This is a genomic window from Micromonospora sp. NPDC023737, assembly GCF_040639715.1.
Lineage (GTDB): Bacteria > Actinomycetota > Actinomycetes > Mycobacteriales > Micromonosporaceae > Micromonospora.
In genome coordinates this window covers 410,600-427,149 of sequence record NZ_JBFAAL010000004.1, presented here as the reverse complement: position 1 = coordinate 427,149, position 16,550 = coordinate 410,600, and the positions used below count along the sequence as shown (strand labels likewise).

At 67.2% G+C, this 16,550-nt stretch carries 13 protein-coding genes, 1 tRNA gene and 3 pseudogenes; 8 read left to right on the top strand and 9 right to left on the bottom strand.

From position 1 onward, the window contains the following. Nucleotides 1-111 precede the first annotated feature (111 nt). Entirely contained in the window at nucleotides 112-1,077 is a 966-nt protein-coding gene (locus tag AB0F98_RS13045; RefSeq protein ID WP_357733397.1) for a helix-turn-helix transcriptional regulator, read from the bottom strand. Nucleotides 1,078-1,270: 193 nt separating this feature from the next. Here AB0F98_RS13045 and AB0F98_RS13040 point away from each other — a divergent pair, with 193 nt between their 5' ends. Continuing rightward, nucleotides 1,271-1,846 carry a zinc-binding dehydrogenase gene (locus tag AB0F98_RS13040; RefSeq protein WP_357733394.1) on the top strand — a complete coding sequence of 192 codons (576 nt, stop codon included), beginning with the start codon at nucleotides 1,271-1,273 and terminating at the stop codon, nucleotides 1,844-1,846. A gap of 366 nt (nucleotides 1,847-2,212) precedes the next feature. Here the strand turns inward: AB0F98_RS13040 and AB0F98_RS13035 are convergent, their stop codons facing one another. From AB0F98_RS13035 to AB0F98_RS13025, 3 genes are all read right to left on the bottom strand, one after another. Further along, entirely contained in the window at nucleotides 2,213-4,297 is a 2,085-nt protein-coding gene (locus AB0F98_RS13035; RefSeq protein WP_357733391.1) for a N,N-dimethylformamidase beta subunit family domain-containing protein, read from the bottom strand. Nucleotides 4,298-4,435: 138 nt separating this feature from the next. Then, nucleotides 4,436-4,509 (bottom strand) — tRNA-Val (locus AB0F98_RS13030). Nucleotides 4,510-4,516: 7 nt separating this feature from the next. Beyond that, a complete protein-coding gene (locus AB0F98_RS13025; protein ID WP_357733389.1) occupies nucleotides 4,517-4,732 on the bottom strand; it encodes a hypothetical protein in 216 nt (71 codons plus the stop codon). A 347-nt stretch (nucleotides 4,733-5,079) separates the two neighbouring features. Between AB0F98_RS13025 and AB0F98_RS13020 the strand changes: the two genes are divergently transcribed. From AB0F98_RS13020 to AB0F98_RS13000, 5 genes and pseudogenes are all read left to right on the top strand, one after another. Beyond that, entirely contained in the window at nucleotides 5,080-6,429 is a 1,350-nt protein-coding gene (locus AB0F98_RS13020; RefSeq protein WP_357733570.1) for a hypothetical protein, read from the top strand. A gap of 196 nt (nucleotides 6,430-6,625) precedes the next feature. After that, nucleotides 6,626-7,231 (top strand): DUF305 domain-containing protein, encoded by a 606-nt coding sequence (locus AB0F98_RS13015; protein ID WP_357733386.1) that lies wholly within the window; start codon nucleotides 6,626-6,628, stop codon nucleotides 7,229-7,231. A 346-nt stretch (nucleotides 7,232-7,577) separates the two neighbouring features. Continuing rightward, nucleotides 7,578-7,936, top strand: a pseudogene (locus tag AB0F98_RS13010) (transposase); the annotation flags it as partial. Between the two features lie 2 nt (nucleotides 7,937-7,938). Beyond that, nucleotides 7,939-8,139: pseudogene (locus AB0F98_RS13005) on the top strand (transposase); the annotation flags it as partial. Then, nucleotides 8,139-8,338, top strand: a pseudogene (locus tag AB0F98_RS13000) (hypothetical protein); the annotation flags it as partial. The pseudogenes AB0F98_RS13005 and AB0F98_RS13000, both read left to right, overlap by 1 nt. Nucleotides 8,339-8,415: 77 nt before the next feature. On the opposite strand, the gene AB0F98_RS12995 reads toward AB0F98_RS13000, so the two are convergent. Together AB0F98_RS12995 and AB0F98_RS12990 are read right to left on the bottom strand one after the other, a co-directional pair. Next, the gene (locus AB0F98_RS12995) at nucleotides 8,416-10,983 is read right to left on the bottom strand and encodes an NACHT domain-containing protein (protein ID WP_357733383.1); all 2,568 of its coding nucleotides are present in this window, start codon (nucleotides 10,981-10,983) and stop codon (nucleotides 8,416-8,418) included. Between the two features lie 370 nt (nucleotides 10,984-11,353). Next, nucleotides 11,354-11,926, bottom strand: a complete 573-nt coding sequence (locus tag AB0F98_RS12990) for a TetR family transcriptional regulator (protein ID WP_357733380.1) — start codon at nucleotides 11,924-11,926, stop codon at nucleotides 11,354-11,356. Nucleotides 11,927-12,055: 129 nt separating this feature from the next. On the opposite strand from AB0F98_RS12990, the gene AB0F98_RS12985 reads away from it, so the two are divergent. Next, nucleotides 12,056-12,955 (top strand): SDR family oxidoreductase, encoded by a 900-nt coding sequence (locus AB0F98_RS12985; RefSeq protein ID WP_357733377.1) that lies wholly within the window; start codon nucleotides 12,056-12,058, stop codon nucleotides 12,953-12,955. A 218-nt stretch (nucleotides 12,956-13,173) separates the two neighbouring features. Further along, a complete protein-coding gene (locus tag AB0F98_RS12980) occupies nucleotides 13,174-13,719 on the top strand; it encodes a GNAT family N-acetyltransferase (protein WP_357733374.1) in 546 nt (181 codons plus the stop codon). A 108-nt stretch (nucleotides 13,720-13,827) separates the two neighbouring features. Here the strand turns inward: AB0F98_RS12980 and AB0F98_RS12975 are convergent, their stop codons facing one another. From AB0F98_RS12975 to AB0F98_RS12965, 3 genes are all read right to left on the bottom strand, one after another. Beyond that, nucleotides 13,828-14,697: a DUF6745 domain-containing protein gene (locus AB0F98_RS12975; RefSeq protein WP_357733371.1), complete on the bottom strand. Its 870-nt coding sequence runs from the start codon at nucleotides 14,695-14,697 to the stop codon at nucleotides 13,828-13,830. A gap of 175 nt (nucleotides 14,698-14,872) precedes the next feature. Then, a complete protein-coding gene (locus AB0F98_RS12970) occupies nucleotides 14,873-15,409 on the bottom strand; it encodes a GNAT family N-acetyltransferase (protein WP_357733368.1) in 537 nt (178 codons plus the stop codon). A gap of 159 nt (nucleotides 15,410-15,568) precedes the next feature. Then, on the bottom strand, nucleotides 15,569-16,492 hold the full coding sequence (locus tag AB0F98_RS12965) for an AraC family transcriptional regulator (RefSeq protein ID WP_357733365.1): 924 nt from the start codon (nucleotides 16,490-16,492) through the stop codon (nucleotides 15,569-15,571). Nucleotides 16,493-16,550: the final 58 nt, after the last annotated feature.

Below are 16,550 nucleotides of genomic sequence, written 5' to 3'. Positions count from 1 at the left end.
AACGGCTGTCCCCGTTCCCGCGCTCAGCGACGTCGGCAGATGAAGAGTGTCAATTCGCAGCTGCCCCGTCACCGGCCGCGGGATGAGAGGAAGGTGGCTGAACGCTTCCGCTCAGCCGAGCGGGACGGACTCCTGCCCTGGCTGGGGAGCCCCGAGCCACCCGCGCTCAACCGTACGGATGCCCGCCTGGAAGCGGCTGCGGGCATCCAACCGGTCCATCAGTAGGGCGACCCTGCGGCGAACCGTGCTCAGGGAGACACCCAGTCGGCGCGCGACCAACCCGTCGGTGTGGCCCTCGGCGAGCATCCGAAGCATCTGCCGTTGCACCGGATCCAGATCGTCCTTCGTTCCGCCGATCGGGTGGTCGAGCGGCACCGAGTCGAACCACAACTCGTCGAAGAGCGCGCAGGCCACCGCAACCACGCCCGAGTTGGTGACCTCCAGCATTCCGACCTCGGCCGCGCCGGGATCGACGGGCAGCAGGGCGGTGGCGCGATCGAACACAGCCATCGGCATCGGGGCTGCCGGCACGGTGCGCACCTCGTGGCCGGCCGCCACCAGGTGCCGCGCGCGGGCAAGCAGGTCGCCGTCGTACCGGATGCTTGCCTGCACCAGATGCCGCACAACGACGCCCTCCGGCACCTCGACGTCATGGCCGCGATCCGGCGTCATGTGCAGAATCTCCCGGCGGGCGAGCAGACCAAGCTCAGCCATCCGAGCATCGATCGCGTCAAGACCGTCGAGCCGACGGGCGGGCTCGACCGCCGCCAGGCCTCCATGAGCGGTCATGGCCATCACTGCGGCTCGCGTCGCCTCGATCTGCTGCCGGCGGGCGACGACCTCCGCCTCGGCGCTAGCCAGTAGCGCGGACAGGCCGACCGCCGGCGACACCGGCACCCACCGGGACTCCCGCTCGGTCACCAAGGCGAGCTCGGCCAGTTGCTGCTGGGCCGCCTTCAACTGCTGCCTGGAGAGCTTGAGATGGGCGGTGATCTGGTTGCCGTCCCAGTACGGGTGTGCCAGCAGGACCCGATAGACCGCCTCGGCCTCGGCGCTAAGCCCGAGTAACTCCAGCACGACCGGTCCCCCTGCCACCCACGCAAACGTTCGACTGGCGGCGATTGTGGCACCGGCCCTACAGAAACGGAAGCGTGCTTTATCCCTCAAGCACCGAGGTGAAGTCGTCCCCTCAGGGTCGCTGGGAGCGTACGCCGGCACCCTCATTGCCGCGCCGGCCCACCTCCACGACGCCGAGGCGTCGACCCTGCAGGTGGCCGGCGTCACCGCCTGGAACGCCGTCTTCGGCACCAACCCGGTCACCGCGGGCGATCGGGTGCTGGTCATCGGCAGTGGCGGCGTGTCCCTGTACGTGCTGCAACTCGCCCAAGCCGTCGGCGCTGAGGTCTACGTGGCCCTGCGCAGCCGCCACGACGACCCGCGATGGACGGGACTCAACGTTTCCGGGATCGTCGACACCACCGAGCCGGGCTGGGGTGAACGGGCGAAGGCCCTCTCCGGAGGTATCACCAAGGTCGTCAACACCGTGGGCTGGGGCATCCTGAACGAATGCTTGGCCGTGCTCGAGCCCGGCGGCGAGCAGGCCGTCGTCGGTCTCTATGACCCGGTGCCGCAGGCACCGGACACCATGTTGCTGACCGCCAACCAGCTGAGCGTGCGCGGCGTCGCCGTCGGCAGCGTCGCCATGCACCGCGAGCTGGCCGAGTTCATGGCCACCCACGACGTCCACCCGCTGATCTCCGAGCACATCGCCTTCGACCGGCTGCCCGCGGCGTACACCATCCTGCGCGACGGCGCGGTCTTCGGGAAGATCGTCGTCGACCTGTGAGCTGCCGCGGCGGGCTCCGGACCGGTGCCGTGCGCCGCCCCGGAGCCCGCGTCCGGGTAACTCGCCTGCCCGCTGGACGCCCGGGGACCTGGACAATTCGCTGGTGACCACGCAGGATGGGCCCGTGCGGGAAGATTCGAGGTCCTGATTATCCTCCGTCGACACGCGGCCGTAGAAGGCGAAGAGTTTGGGTTCAGGGGTGGTCATCCGTTCTCATGGATCGAGTTGTCCGTGCGGCGGTCGTTGTCATCCCTTTCACTTATGAGAATACTTCATCCCATATGTGGACAGTTTGAGCGACAAGAAAAGCGCCCGAGACCAAAGTCTCGAGGCGCCTTTCAGATGTCAACTTGTGTGGTGACTCGATTACTCGAGGATGCTCGGCTCCACCTCGGGCTTCATCGGAGTGATGGTCGTCTTCGGCGCGGTCTTCCGGGTGACAGTGATCGGTGTGAGTGCGCGCGTGAGCACGTTCTCCATGATTCTGGACGACACAGGGTCGACAGCGAGCGTTCCGTTGAAGGTGATGGACGACGTGCTGAATACGAATCCATCGCCGCCGGGCGTACGCATGAACACCATGGATGCGCCAGCACCAGGGTTCGTACCCTGTGCGATGACGTCAGTCGGCAGAGCCTCGCCAGCAGCAGGCGGCAGTCCGAGGATCGTGTCGATCTCCCAGCCACTACCCGCTTGGTTGTACCCGTTGTGACCGAACTCGTCGCCGATGTTCAGGCCGGTGCCGTCGAGGATCGCGTTCACGTTCGTCACCTTGTACGGCGCGAACGTGAACCAGCTCACGCTGTTGTAGTTGACACCGGTCAGCTGCGACGGCGGTAGACCCAGCTCGACGAAGGTGTCACGACCACCCGTGGTCTTACGGAAGTTGACCACACTCAGGTCGGCGCTGAACGTCACCCGCTCGTAGATGCCGTTGCCACCCGTGTAGATGAAGCGGCCACCGCCAGCGATGTAGTCCAGCGCGTGCTGGCGCATGTCCTCCGACCAGTACTCGGGGTGACTGCCAAGGATCATCGCGTTGTAGTCGGTCCAGTCGTCGATGAGGTGGAGGTCCGTGTCGTTGTAGACGTCGAAGTCGAACCCGTGCTCGGTCATCCAGCGAGTCAGCAGGATGTCCGAGTAGAGGGTGTGCTCCATGTTGCCCGTGACCTCGATGTTCATCTCGGTCGACGGCACTCGCAGGGACAGCGATCGCACACCAGTCAGATCCGAGCAGTACTGGCTGTGCTGCCCGTAGGTGTTGTATGCGAGGTAGGTGTTCGTCGACAGGATGACCGCGAACTGCTTCTTCTTAGCGGTCGCAGCCGGCTTGACGACGAACGGCACGTACCGATGCATACCGTGCGGACCCTCCAGACGCATCGCGTAGAGGCCGGATTCGGTGGTCTCTGGAATCGCCACGTCGATGGTGTCGTCCCAGTCGCAGCCCGTGTGCACGAACCCGGTGGGAATCGACTGAATGCCGCCATTCACCGTGATCGGGTCGCCGACTGCGATGGGAGTCGCAGCGCTCGGGGCGACACGCACGAGTGTGGCGGTGAACGTCTCGAACGAACTCGACGTTGCGATGTGAGCCGTCTCGCCCGCGGTGACGCTGGGTGTACGTGCGTATCCCTGGAGCGCTGCCATCTTCTGGATGGTCCACCCGGAATCGACCTGCACGCCCACGCCGCCGTTCGCCCAGGAGCGCGATCCGTCGGCACCAGCGGTGAGCCAGTTGTTCAGGCGGAACTCCATCAGACGACCGGTCCACGCTTCGGTGGACACGCCCGGCTTGACCGCGTAGAGCGCGCCCTGTCCGGCAGCGATGAGACCGACGTACATCAGCTCGGTGAAGCCGGTGCCGATCTGATAATCAGAGCCGGTTGTCCAGGCACTGCCGTTGTTCTTACGCCAGGTGATGGTGCCGTACTTGACGGTGTACACGACGCCCGCGTCGTCTGCGAACATCTGGTACGTCTTCGAGTTGAATCCGCTGAGTAGCGTACCGCTGCCGTTGATCCACGTGCCGATTGCCGGGTTGAACCGGTATGCGTACACATCGCCGTTCGCGGTGATGCCGTAGAAGTAACCATTGAAGCCGGCCATACGCGGGTACTTCGCGAACCCGCTGCCGATCTGGATCCCGCTACCGCCGATCCACGAGCCCTCGCCCGTCTCCAAGTTCGAGCAGACGTAGCGGTAACGCCGGATGGTGCCGTCTGCGCGTAGGCCGTAGAGCGAACCGTCCAGTCCGCCGAACACGTTGACGAACTGATTGAAGCCGGCGCCGATGACTCGACCCGAGCCGGTAGCCCAGCCGGTGGTCGCGGTCGCCCAGCCCTCGTGACGGTACCAGATCAACGAACCGTCGGACCGTACGCCGTAGATGACGCCGTTGCCGCCGCCCACCACGAAGATGAACCGCTGCTGTGGGTCGAAGGGAACCACATCCGCTGAAGCCTGTGAACCGGACACGATCAGCGGTACTGCGGCTGTGGCTCCAGTGGCCGCCGCTGCACGCAGCAGATTCCGTCGGGACATGCGCATGTAGAGAGATCTCCATCTCTAGTCGCTTTTACAGGGGACGTCGCCCACCGAGGATTCGAACCTCGGGTCTCCGGCACGTAGGTCCGGTGTCCTGCCAGCTAGACGATGGGCGGGCCTTACTCAGGCAGTGAACTTGATCGCGTTGTGTCGACGACATGCGAACACGGCGAGCGCCGCGCCGAACGCGAGCAGCGCGGTGCCGAGCAGTCCGCCGATCAGACCGATGTTGGTACCGCCGCCGGGCCGCTCAGTGGCAGAGTGCCGGCGACCGGTGTCGTCGACGTGGTCGGCGTCGGCGTCGAGCAGTCCTTCTTGCCCGGGATCGTCAGCTTCCACACCCAGCCGCCGTCCTTCAGCATCAGCTCGACATCAGCCCGTGGATCGTTCCTCCGTCTCGACATATGTCCATGAATGGATCACGGGCTTCCTGCACATGTCTAATGACGACCAATCGGGCCTTCCGTAGCGTGGCGTTGAAACCAGTGCGTGCCTGTGGCAACCAACTTAACCAGCACGAGAAGCGGTTCCATGGCCACGCCATGAGCACAAACCCGGGCATCGCGATCCGCAGCGCTACACGAACGGTGCGACGTCCTGACACGAGGAGGCTGGCTTTCATGTTAATCCCTGGTCCGGCGCGCCGATCGCGCTGGGGACTGCGCGCGGCGGCGCTCAGCAGCGTCATGGTCGCCGCGTCGCTGGCACTAGTCGGCCCAGCGGCCGCGGAGGGTGACCAGCTCGCGGTGGACGAAATCTCGCACAGCAAGAACATCGAGCTGGTGGCGAACATCCCGCGGCAGGGTCCGCTTGAGGGCCAGACCCACAGTGACATGGCGTTCTGGGGCGACTACCTGTTCCAGGGCAGCTATGGCGGGATCACGATCTACGACATCTCACACCCGCAGCGGCCTCAGACCGTGACCCAGATCAACTGTCCCGGCTCGCAGGGCGACGTCACCGTCAGCCCCGACGGCAACCTGCTGTTCATGTCGGTAGACGCGCCGCGGTCGGACGACAGCTGCACGAGCAGTTCGTCGAACGCGGCCGAGCCGACGGCCTGGGAAGGCATCCGCATCTTCGACATCACCGACAAGGCAAACCCGGTGTACGTCAAGGCGGTGCGGACCGACTGCGGATCCCACACGCACACGTACGTTCCGGGGGACGCGGACACGGCCTACCTCTACGTCTCCTCCTACAGCCCGAACATCAGATTCCCCAACTGCCAGCCGCCGCACGACTCGATCTCCATCGTCGAGGTCCCGCTGGACAACCCGACGACCGCGTCGGTCGTCAACGAGCCGCTACTCTTCCCCGACATCACGGGGGCGAACAACACCTCCGGCTGCCACGACATCACGGTCTTCCCTGAGGGGAAGCTCGCCGCGGGCGCCTGCATGGGCGACGGCGTCCTGATTGACATCTCGGATCCCGTGAACCCGCGCAAGCTCGGCGGTGTCCGCGACACCAACTTCGCCTTCTGGCACTCGGCGACGTTGACCAATGGCGGAAAGGGTGTCATCTTCACCGACGAGCTCGGCGGTGGAAACGCGCCCACGTGCAACGAGGCGATCGGACCGAACAGGGGAGCCGACGCGATCTACGACATCGTCGGTGAAGGCGACGACCGTCGGTTGGAATTCCGCAGTTACTTCAAGATCCCGCGCGCCCAGCAGGACACCGAGAACTGTGTCGCACACAACGGCATGCTGCTTCCGGTCAAGGGCCGCGACGTGTACGTGCAGTCCTGGTACCAGGGCGGCGTCTCGGTGTTCGACTTCACCGATCGCTCGAACCCGCAGGAGATCGCCTTCTTCGAGCGCGGTCCCCTGAGCCAGACGTCCCTGGTCCTCGGCGGCAGCTGGTCGGCGTACTGGTACAACGGGTACATCTACTCCAGCGACATCACCAAGGGGCTGGACGTACTCAAGATCAAGGGCCTCGAGGGCGTGAGCAGCGCCAACTTCAATAAGTTGCCCTACCTGAACCCGCAGACCCAGGAAGACTACAAAGACACTGGCAACCGCAGCTGACGTACGCGAACGGGCCCCGGCAGCGTGCTGCCGGGGCCCTGCCGCCCATATTCTCAAGCATCATCCACGCTCATCCGGTCTCGTAGGGTGGCGAGACTGAAAGCAATTCAGAAAGGACGGGCGCACAATGAGATTTCGTCTAGCCATAGGTGCGGTACTGGTAGCCGCTTGTTCGCTGCTCGCGACAACTACACTGGTGACGGTCGGGTCGGCCGCGCCGCCGCTGGCAGCCAAGAGCGGAAAGCCGCCAAAACCGACGGCAACGCCGACGCCGACGCCGACGCCGACGCCGACGCCGACGGCAACGCCGGTCCCGGTGAGTCCTGCTGACTCGGAATTTGCCAGCATGATGATCCCGCACCACTACCAGGCGCTCCTGATGAGCCGGATGGCGCCCACCAGGGCCAACGACCAGGCCGTGCTCTCGATCGCCGGCAATATCGATGCCGAGCAGGGCCTCGAGATCACGATGTTGCAGGCCTGGCAGTCCTGGAATGGCCTCGAGGTCACGAATGCCGAGGAGGCATACCAGGAACACCTGCAGGACCCGATGATGCTCGAAATGATGGGGATGGCCACCCCGGAGCAGATGACTGCCCTGAGCGCGGCGACCGGCGCTGACTTTGAGGTGATGTTCCTCCAGTTGATGATCCGGCACCACCAGGGCGCGCTCGACATGTGCGCAGACATCCTCGCCAACGGCAGTGACGAGACCCTCGGCCTGTGGGCGAACGACATGTACGTAACGCAGCAGGCGCAGATCAACTGGATGCGAGACCTGCTGGCGAGCAAGACGTCGTAAAGCCCCTACGCGCGACAGTCGGGTTTCGTTGGTATGAGGGTCATCCGTTGATCGATGGCACCCATTTCCTGAGTGGCCCGCTGTTCTGGCCGACCTACCTGTGTGACACGTTCTACCGGCTCTTCGAAGTTGAGCGGGGTTCGCGGTTGAGCCGACCCGGGCGTGAACGGCTCGCAGCTCATCAATGATCATCTGAGTGTCTGGTTCGGATGGTCACAAGTGAAGAGCTGCGAGCACGGTCAGCGATACGACCCCGGCTGCTGGGCCTGGACGGGACGCTTAGTAGTGCGTTGGTAGGTCGGCGTGTCGAGGGGGCGGTGAGGGCTGGCAGCAGTGTCATGTCGCGGTGACCTCTGACGAACTTTCGGTTGTGCGGCAACGGTTGGAGACGTTCGCCGCGGAGGTGTTCGCTCCGTTGGCCCGTTCTGACCAGCGTCCTAAAGGGCAGTTGTATGTTCGCGGGCTGTTGTTGGACGGGCGGCGCAGTCGATGCGACCGATGGCCGCCCCGCTGGGTGTGGACCATCAGGGGTTGCAGCAGATTGTGACGACCTCGACGTGGGACACCGCAGCGGTGCGGCAGCGGCTTACCCGCCGGGCGGTCGAGGTCATCGGGCCGGATGCGTGGGTCGTCGACGACACCGGGTTCCCGAAAGACGGCAGCGGATCGCCGTGCGTGGGTCGGCAGTACTCCGGCACGTTGGGCACGCGATCTGCGGCGCCGGGTACGGGCAGCGCAGCGACGAGCGGGTCAACTCCCGCAACGGCTACCGGCCTCGCGAGTGGGACACGCGGGCCGGGACGATCGATCTGGCGATCCCGAAGCTGCGCCAGGGCAGCTACTTCCCGGATTGGCTGCTGACCCACCGTCGGCGGGCGGAGCAGGCCCTGGTGTCGGTCGTGGCGACGGGCCGCTCCGCACCTTCGTCATCGCCGGCTCGAACCACCCCAACACCCCGCCCTGACCCGCAGACTGCAGTCCTACCTACGCCGGTGCAACGCCAACCCCCGCCACCCCGACGTCCTGGCCGCCCAACGCTGCGAACGTGCCCGCATCCGCAGCGAACGACAACAACGATGGGGCCAACCCGCCACCCGAGCGGCCTGACCCCAACACCATGAACGTTCACGGTCAGAGCACTAGCTCGTCCGGATCGGTCGGCCCTCGGGCTCGGTGCGGCTGCCTCACCGGAGCTCTCGGCGTGCCAGATGGTCCCGGATCATGTGCCTCACCTGCGGGGCAGCGGCGGCCAGGAGGTCTCGGAGGAACTCGGGTTCTCGGTTGCGGGCAGCTAGATCGGCCACGGCGGTCAGGATCGACGCCCATGCCGGATCGGTTCGGTTAGCCGACAGGACCAGGGCGGCCTCCTCGGGCTTCCCTCCGGCGAGGCGGGACGCGACGAAGTACTCGCGGAGAGCGGTCTGGCGAAACGCATATCGACCGGGTCCCACCTCGTTGATCAGCCCCGCACGGCGCTCCGCAAAGACCTGGAGAATATTGCCGGTTACGTGCCGTCTACCAATCCCTACCTGGGCGGCTATCTGCACAACGGAGTCTTCGCCGATCGACGTCCGCTCGTCCGTGCTGGTTTGCATCTGATAGGCGAGTTCCTCCCACAGCCGGCGTAATATCCGCGGTGGAACGAGGTTACGGACCCGACTGTGCTCACGATCGAGGATGATCTGCTCGACGTAAGACTCGACCACGTCGATGAAGGACGCCGGCCGACGGCCTTCGCGCCACCAGACGGTGGCGAGGAGCTGGAGGACCAAGGGGTCGCCCATCATCCCCTGGAGGTCATAGCTGTCCAGCAGGTTCATTATCTCGTCGGCGGTCCAGGGAGTGCTTCGCAGCGACACACTCAGCCGTTCCAGGTAGAGCCGCCGTAGCGCCGGGCTCCAGGCCAGTACCTCGGCGGTGGTGAAGCCAGGCAGATCTCCGGCCAGCTTCGCGTACGGACGTGTGGTGACGAGGACCGCAACGGACGGGTGGCCGATGCGGAACGCCTCGATTCTGGCGACGAACGCGCCGCGCAGAGACTCGGCGACCTCATCGAGACCGTCGATGATCACCATGAGCCTGCCACCCGCAACGGCCAGCTCGAACGCGTCCGGCGGAATATGGATGCCCGCCCGTTCGGACAGGCTCCGCGTCAGGAGGTCCGTCAGCCTCATTTCTTCGTCGCCGGGGCGGACGTCACGAGCGAACAGAATCACCGGCAGCGCACGCGTAGGCACCGGGCCGCTCGCGCACGCGGCGGAGAAGTGGTTGACCAGAGTGGTCTTGCCACTGCCGCCGGCCCCCACCAGAATGATCGCGCTCCGTCGGCCGGGGAAGAGCTGCGACAGCGTCAGGATCTCGCCGTCCATCCGCAACGGGGTCTCGATGTAGAGGTCGCCAAGCGTGAAGTCATGCTCGGCGACGATACCGAGCATTGCGACCCTGTTCCCGGACTCCCGCAGCCAGCGCGCATAATCGGTGTCGATGACCTCCATCGCCCAGCTCATGACCCGGGTTACGGCATCTGCGCGAATCTCCGTAGCGACGCTCTTGAGGCGTTCGCGGGCCCACGACCACAGCAGGTTATGCATGCGGCTGACTGCCCCATCAACCTGTACGAGTTGCCTGACCTGGAGATCGTGAAGGAGGTCCACCGCCCGCTGCCGCTTGCCGTCGAAGGCGGCTAGCGGCAGTTCGGTGCTCATGACCGGGAACGGTGCCAGTCCCAGCAGACAGAACGCCTGAGCGGTCGCGGGGCTGAGGGTGGCGTAGGCCGCCTGAAACGCCCGCTGCACCGATAGCGCTCCCGACGGGAGTTCCAGCGTAACGGCCCGGACCGCGCCGGTCTCTTCATCAGTGAGCCTGCCTACGAGGTCTGCCCAGGTCCAGCCGGGGAGGACCCGCATTAGGCCGCCGCAGATCGCCAGCGCGAGCGGTAGCGACTCGGTCTGCGCGAGCACGGTCGCCACGGACGGATCGCGGGACAAGCCGGTCCGGCCGGACGTGGCCGAGAGCAGTTCCATCGCCTCCTCCGGAGGCATCGGGTCCAGCCGCACGGCCCGTACCTCGCCGGGCAACCCCACCATGGGCACCCAGCTGGTGATGATGACGATGGCGTCTTGCCACTGGTCGGGAAGAACGTGACCGAGGTCGGGCGACCCGACGGCGTTGTCTATGACGACTACCGGACGGTATCGCCACAGCCGCCGCCGGTACTCCTGCGCGCGCTCGCGGGTCTCGGCAGGGATCTCGGACGGCTGTACCCCGAGGGCGGTGAGCGCCCGGCCGAGGGCCACGTCGATGGTGGTCTCGGTGAGGTCGACCAGAAGGTGGCAGTCCTTGTCCTTGCCATACCGCAGGCCCAGCTCCATGGCCAGTGCCGACTTGCCTGTACCTGGCATACCGTAGATGTTGATGATCGGCTTGTGAGGCGATGCCAGCATCACCTCGATCTCGGCGATGACGTTGGTACGCCCAACGAACTTGTCGGTGCGGCGCTGGAACTGACGGATCTCGCGATACCGCGTGGGGCTGTCGGCCGGGCCTGGTCCGGGCGGTCCGTGCTGCCACCAGACGAGGAACACCCCGACTGTGACCGCGAGGACGGTCAGCCCGGCTGACCACCAGAACGGGTGGCGGTGCAGCTGTTCCAAGGGGCCGGGCCAGCGTCCGTCTACTGAGGTGGCCGCGTTGATGGCGACTGCCGCGAGATTCACGATGATCGTCAGCAGGGCAGTCAGGAGAGCGGTCACCAGCAACAGTCGCCGCCTCGGCACGCTACCTCCGCGTATTAGATCCAGCCTCGCCGTACCATTCCACTCCGGCACCGCCACCCAGGCCCATCGGCGACCCGGTCAGATGTGGCGATCGCCGGTCGTCTGTATTCAGAACGCGGGCGCCGATAGAGCCGTCGGTGGTAATCAGCGCGTCTTCGATGCGAGCGATGCGCCAGTAGAGACCGGTGTAGGTGGCTTCGCCGGCCTGGTGGACGGACAGCTCGTAGGGGTCGACGGAGTGGGCGAGGACGCACCAGGCTCGCGCCCTCGCCGCTGATCCTCTGGGCCGGAGCCGGCGCGCTGACGCTCGCCTGACCGACCGCAGCCTCCGTACGCGCCCGAAGGGCTATGACCGCCGGGCGGTGAGCAGCCCGTGCCACCTGGCGAGCACGTCGTCCTGGATCTCGGCGAACGAGCGTGTCTCGTCCTCGGCGATCCAGGCGGTGAACGCGGTCCGGAAGACCGTTCCCACGGTCTCGGCCACCAGGGCCGCGGCGATCGGGTCGATGCCGCGCTCCCGCAGTGCGCGGATCAGGGTCGCCGTCAGCGAGGACATCTTCAGCAGCTCACGCTCCTGGAAGCCGGGGTGGGCCTGCAGGATGGTGTTACGCGTGCGGGACCAGTCGCGGCGTTCGTCCGGAAAGAACTCGGCCACGCCGGCCAGGGCGGCGGTGATCAGCGAGACAGGGTCGTCGTCCGGAGCCTTCTCTAGGCCGTGGAGGAAGTTCTGCGCGAACTCGTCGTGGCCGGGGAAGAGGACCTCGCGCTTGTCGGCGAAGTAGCGGAAGAACGTGCGCTCGGTGAGGCCGGCCGCCGCCGCGATCTCGGCGACCGTGACGCCGCCGAAGCCGTGTTCGACGAAGAGGTCGATCGCGGCCGCCTGGAGGCGCTCGCGTGCGCCGGACTGCCATCGAGCCATGCGCCGATCCTAGGCTCCCGCCCCGGGGTGATGCCAGTGACTGACATCACCGGGTATGCGTGATGACAGTGGCTGACATGGCCGACTAGCGTCATTTCAGTCACTGACATCATGTCTGCGGAGGTCGTCATGCGGGTATTCGTCACGGGAGCAAGCGGGTGGATCGGTTCCCACACGGTGGACGAGCTGGTCGCCGCCGGGCACGAGGTGGTCGGCCTGGCCCGTACCGACCGGGCCGAGGGTGCCCTCAAGGCCAAGCACGCGCTGGTCCTGCGCGGCGACCTGGACGACCTCGACGCGCTGCGCCGGGGCGCCATGGAGGCCGAGGCCGTCGTCCACCTCGCCAACAAGCACGACTGGACGAACCAGGCCGAGACCAACCGGGCCGAGCGCGCCGCGGTCGCGACCCTCGCCGAGACGCTGGTCGGCACCGACCGGCCGTTCGTGGTCGCCTCCGGCGTGGCCGGGCTCGCGCAGGGCCGCCCGGCCCTGGAGACCGACGCGAACCCGAACGTCGGTCCCGACTCTCCGCGCGGCGGCACCGAGAACCTCGCGTTCGACTACGTGGACCGCGGCGTCCGCAGCATCGCCGCCCGGTTCTCGGTGACGACCCACGGCACGCGGGACCACGGCTTCATCGCGCTGATCGTGGCCGCCGCCCGGCGTACGGGTGTCGCGGCGTATGTAGGCGACGGCACACAGGCATGGTCCGCCGTGCACGTCAGCGACGCGGCCCGGCTCCTGCGGCTCGGCATCGAGCAGGCCCCGGCCGGCACCCGCCTGCACGCCGTCGCCGAGGAGGGCGTGCCGACCCGTGCGATCGCCGAGGCCATCGGCGAGGTGCTCGGCCTCCCGACCGCCTCGGTAGCGCCCGAGCAGGCCGTCGAGCACTTCGGCGGGTTCATCGGTGCGTTCTGGGGCATGGACGTGCGGGCGTCGAGCGGTGCGACCCGCGCTGCCTTCGACTGGACGCCGACCGGCCCGACGCTGCTCGCCGACATCCGGGCGGGCGCTTACACCGCGGAGTGAGTCAGATCCAATCCTGCTCCCGACCCGATACGCGCGGCGGCGTACCGGGTCGGCGCCGCGAGCATGGCCATCGCCGCCGACAGGTGGTTGCGCACGGTGCCGGGTACGAGATGCACCACCTGGCCGAATGGATCGGCACCCTTCCGGGTTGGCTGAGTGGCAGCTCATCGGCCGGGTAATCCATCGCATCTTGGTCGCCGAGATGCTACGAACAGGACGTGCCTGACCTGACAAGCCACGTTGACGCCACATCCCTGGAGACTCCGCGGCTGCTGCTGCGCCGCTGGAAAAGTGGGGATTTGGACGGGTTCGCCGCGATCAACGCGCAGCCCGAGGTGATGCGCTACATACATGACGGCCGCACCCTGGACCGGGCCGCGACGGCGGAGCGCCTGGCCAATTCCCAGCGGCACTGGGAAGAGCACCGCTTCGGCCTCTACGCGGTGGAACTCAAAGAGACCGGCGAGCTGGCGGGCTTCACCGGACTGGCGGTGCCAACCTTCCTGCCCGAAATCATGCCGGCCGTGGAGATCGGCTGGCGGCTAGGCCGCGCCTTCTGGGGCCGAAGTCTGGCCACCGAAGCGGCCAAGGCCGTGGTCGCCCACACCCGTGCGCAGCTCGGTCTGCGGCGGCTGGTCAGCATCCACGTCGTCGGCAACGAGGCTTCCGCGCGGGTGATGGTCAAGCTGGGCATGTCGCTGGAGCGCGAGACGGTGCAGCCGGACACCGGTCGCCAGCTCCGGGTCTACGCAATGGACCTGTAGGACAGCTCGTTCTGCGCGCCACGGAGCCGGCCTTCATGTCCCGTCACCGTGGACAGTGGGGCCGACCGGAACTGGCAGGTGCCCGTCCCGGCCGGCAATCGACTCAGGTCACCTGGTCAGGAGCGGTTGCCAGCCGTCGCGGTAGCGCAGCCCGTGAGGTTGGAGCCGGATCTGGTCGTGGGCTGTTCCGGAAACCGGCTCGGTTCGTACCGCTTCGGGTCGGTCCACCACGACACAGACGTCCTCGCCGGGCCACCACCAGCCGCAGGAGCGAGCCAAGCCGGCCCAGGCGTCGAGGTGTTCGGCCTCGGCAGGCCCGTATCTGGCTAGGCCGAGTCGACGCAGCGCGTCGTAGTAGGCGATCCATGACGCGTCCTGCTGCCCGTACCAGCACACGGGTACCGGAGCGTCGCCCGCGAGCACCGCACGTACGGGTAGGTAGTACCCGTGCGCGAGGCTCCGGTGCAATGCCGTGCGTACGCCTTGGTGTAGCACGACAGCGAGCGGAACGCCGCTGTCGAGCGCGGGTAGCGGTGCCAGTTCGGGCCAGGGTTCCTTGCTCTTGCTCGTGCGCACGGGTGACAGTTCGGGATCGGTGTGAGTGACGCCCGCACTCAGCGCGCCGCGCAGCTGGGAGGCGATCATGGCGATGTCGCTTGCCAGCGGTGGTGTCCCACGCGGCCGAGGGTCCCGGACGAGCTCGTAGAGTTGGTCGAGGGTGGGCCAGCCGGTGAACAGGGGGCGTGCCTTGTCCGGCGAGTCGACCCATTCGAACCGAGGTCGGGGCCGCGATGCCCGGGCGTAGATGGCGGTCAGGCACCGCTCGGCGGTCGACTTGTCCGCCGGCTGTGTGGACAGGGCGTGGTCGAGCCATTCCTGGCGGATTCGGATGGCCTGCTGCCACAGGTCGTGAGGGCTGCCGCTGCGAACGGCCTGTGGGGGTTTCGCGGCGTCGTTGCGCCGCGCGGGGGCGCTCACAGCGCCAGGGCGTCGCCGCCCTTCCGGTAGGAGATCATGGAACGAATATGGGCCACACCGTGGCGCCGACGCAAGGCGGTTCCTCACCTGTACGGCGCGCCGATCTTCGCGGGCCTGCTGTCCGTCGCCCGTCCGGCGGCTGACCAGCCTCGGCCATCGGCCGGAGGGCGGCCCCTCAACCGAGCTTCTTGATCAGCGTCTCGAACGCCAGGTCGCGGCGGCGGGGCAGGCCGAACCGCTCGTCACCGTAGGGGAACGGCGTGAGTTCCCCGGTGCGGACGTAGCCGCGACGCTCGTACCAGGCGATCAGGTCGTCGCGTTGGGTGATGACGGTCATCCGCATCTCCCCGGCGCCCCACTCCTGCTCGGCGTGGTGCTCGGCCCGGCCGAGCAGTTCGCGCCCCAGCCCGCCGCCCTGCCGTAACGGTGCGACGGCGAACATGCCGAAGTAGGCGTGGTCGTCGCGGCGTTCCACCTGGCAGCAGGCGACGAGTCGGCTCCCCTCCTCGACGACGAGCACCGAGCCGTCCGCGTTCGTGACCGCGGTGGTCACCATGTCGCGGTCGGTGCGCTGCCCGTCGAGCAGGTCCGCCTCGTGTGTCCAGCCGGCCCGGCTGCTCTCCCCCCGGTACGCCGATTCGACCAGGTCGACGATGACGTCGACGTCGGCGATACCGGCGACGCGGACGGTACGGGCGGTGGGGCTGGTCATCGGCGGAACTCCCCAGGTAGCGACATGTCGGTTCAGCATCGGGTGCGGCCGACCCGGACGTTACCCCGTCCCGGACCGGAGCCGCCCGCGAGGAGGATCGGACCTTGGCGGTGGCTCGGCCGGGGTGCCGAGGTCGATCGCGCTGACACAGCGAGGTGGTCAGCGGCCGCTTTCGGCGGCGTACCGGCGCAGGCGGGCCGGCGTTGTGCCGGTCGCGGCTCGGAAGGCCTTGCCGAAGGCGGAGGGGGAGCGGTAGCCGACGCCGGCGGCGATGTCGTCGAGGCTGCGGCTGGTGGCGGTCAGCAGGTCGGCTGCGATCATCATCCGGGTCCGCGTCAGGAATTCGGCGACCCCCGTTCCCGTCGCCGCGGAGAAACGGCGTACCAGGGTCGCCCGTGAGACCCCGGCGATGCGCGCGAGGCTCGCGATCGTCCAGCGTCGCTGCGGCTCGTTCACCACGGCGTCGACGACCGCCCGCAGGCCCGCGTCCGTCACAGCGGTCCACGGCATGAGCAGGTTCGCGGCCGACGGACCACCGCGTCCGTCACCACGCAGGGCGAGCACGAGCAGCGCCTCGCAGAGCGATGCGAGCAGGGCACCGGTGCCCGGGGCGTCGAGTGCGGCCTCGTTGCGCATGAGTTCGCCGAGCAGGTGCAACGGCGAGCCGGGACCGAGGCCGAAGGAGGCGTGCACGATGTCGGGCAGTCCGGCGAACAAAAGTTCTCCCGCGCCCGGCTGGTAGGTGTAGTGGCCGCAGAAGAGATCGATGGCGGACGTGTCGTCGCTGCGAAGCGTGGTCACCGAGCCGCCCGAATGCCGCCCGGCGGGCAGCGGTGGCCCGTCGGCGACGACCCGTACGCGGTGTCGCCCGGCGCGGGGCAGGATGAGCACATCTCCCGCCCGCAGGTCGATCGCACGATCGCCGACCTCGGCCACGCAGCGGCCGTCGAGCAGCAGGTGGAAAGGCACCTGTCGGGTCGCGCTGGGCGGGTTGTCCAGGACGTGGGCGCCGGCCAGCAGGCACCGTACGTCGACGGCACCCTCCGGGCGGGCCGAGCGGATGAGTTTGCTGATTGGGTCCATGAGCCGATCACGACGATACTTGAGCCTCTGCCGTCTTGTCGGCTCGCCCGGTCCGGTG

Bases quoted from the DNA above. Each gene is read 5' to 3' on its own strand.
- AB0F98_RS13020 (WP_357733570.1), top strand. From the start codon at position 5,080: ATGGTCGCCGCGTCGCTGGCACTAGTCGGCCCAGCGGCCGCGGAGGGT.
- AB0F98_RS12990 (WP_357733380.1), bottom strand. From the start codon at position 11,926: ATGGCTCGATGGCAGTCCGGCGCACGCGAGCGCCTCCAGGCGGCCGCG.
- AB0F98_RS12985 (WP_357733377.1), top strand. From the start codon at position 12,056: ATGCGGGTATTCGTCACGGGAGCAAGCGGGTGGATCGGTTCCCACACG.
- AB0F98_RS12970 (WP_357733368.1), bottom strand. From the start codon at position 15,409: ATGACCAGCCCCACCGCCCGTACCGTCCGCGTCGCCGGTATCGCCGAC.
- AB0F98_RS12965 (WP_357733365.1), bottom strand. From the start codon at position 16,492: ATGGACCCAATCAGCAAACTCATCCGCTCGGCCCGCCCGGAGGGTGCC.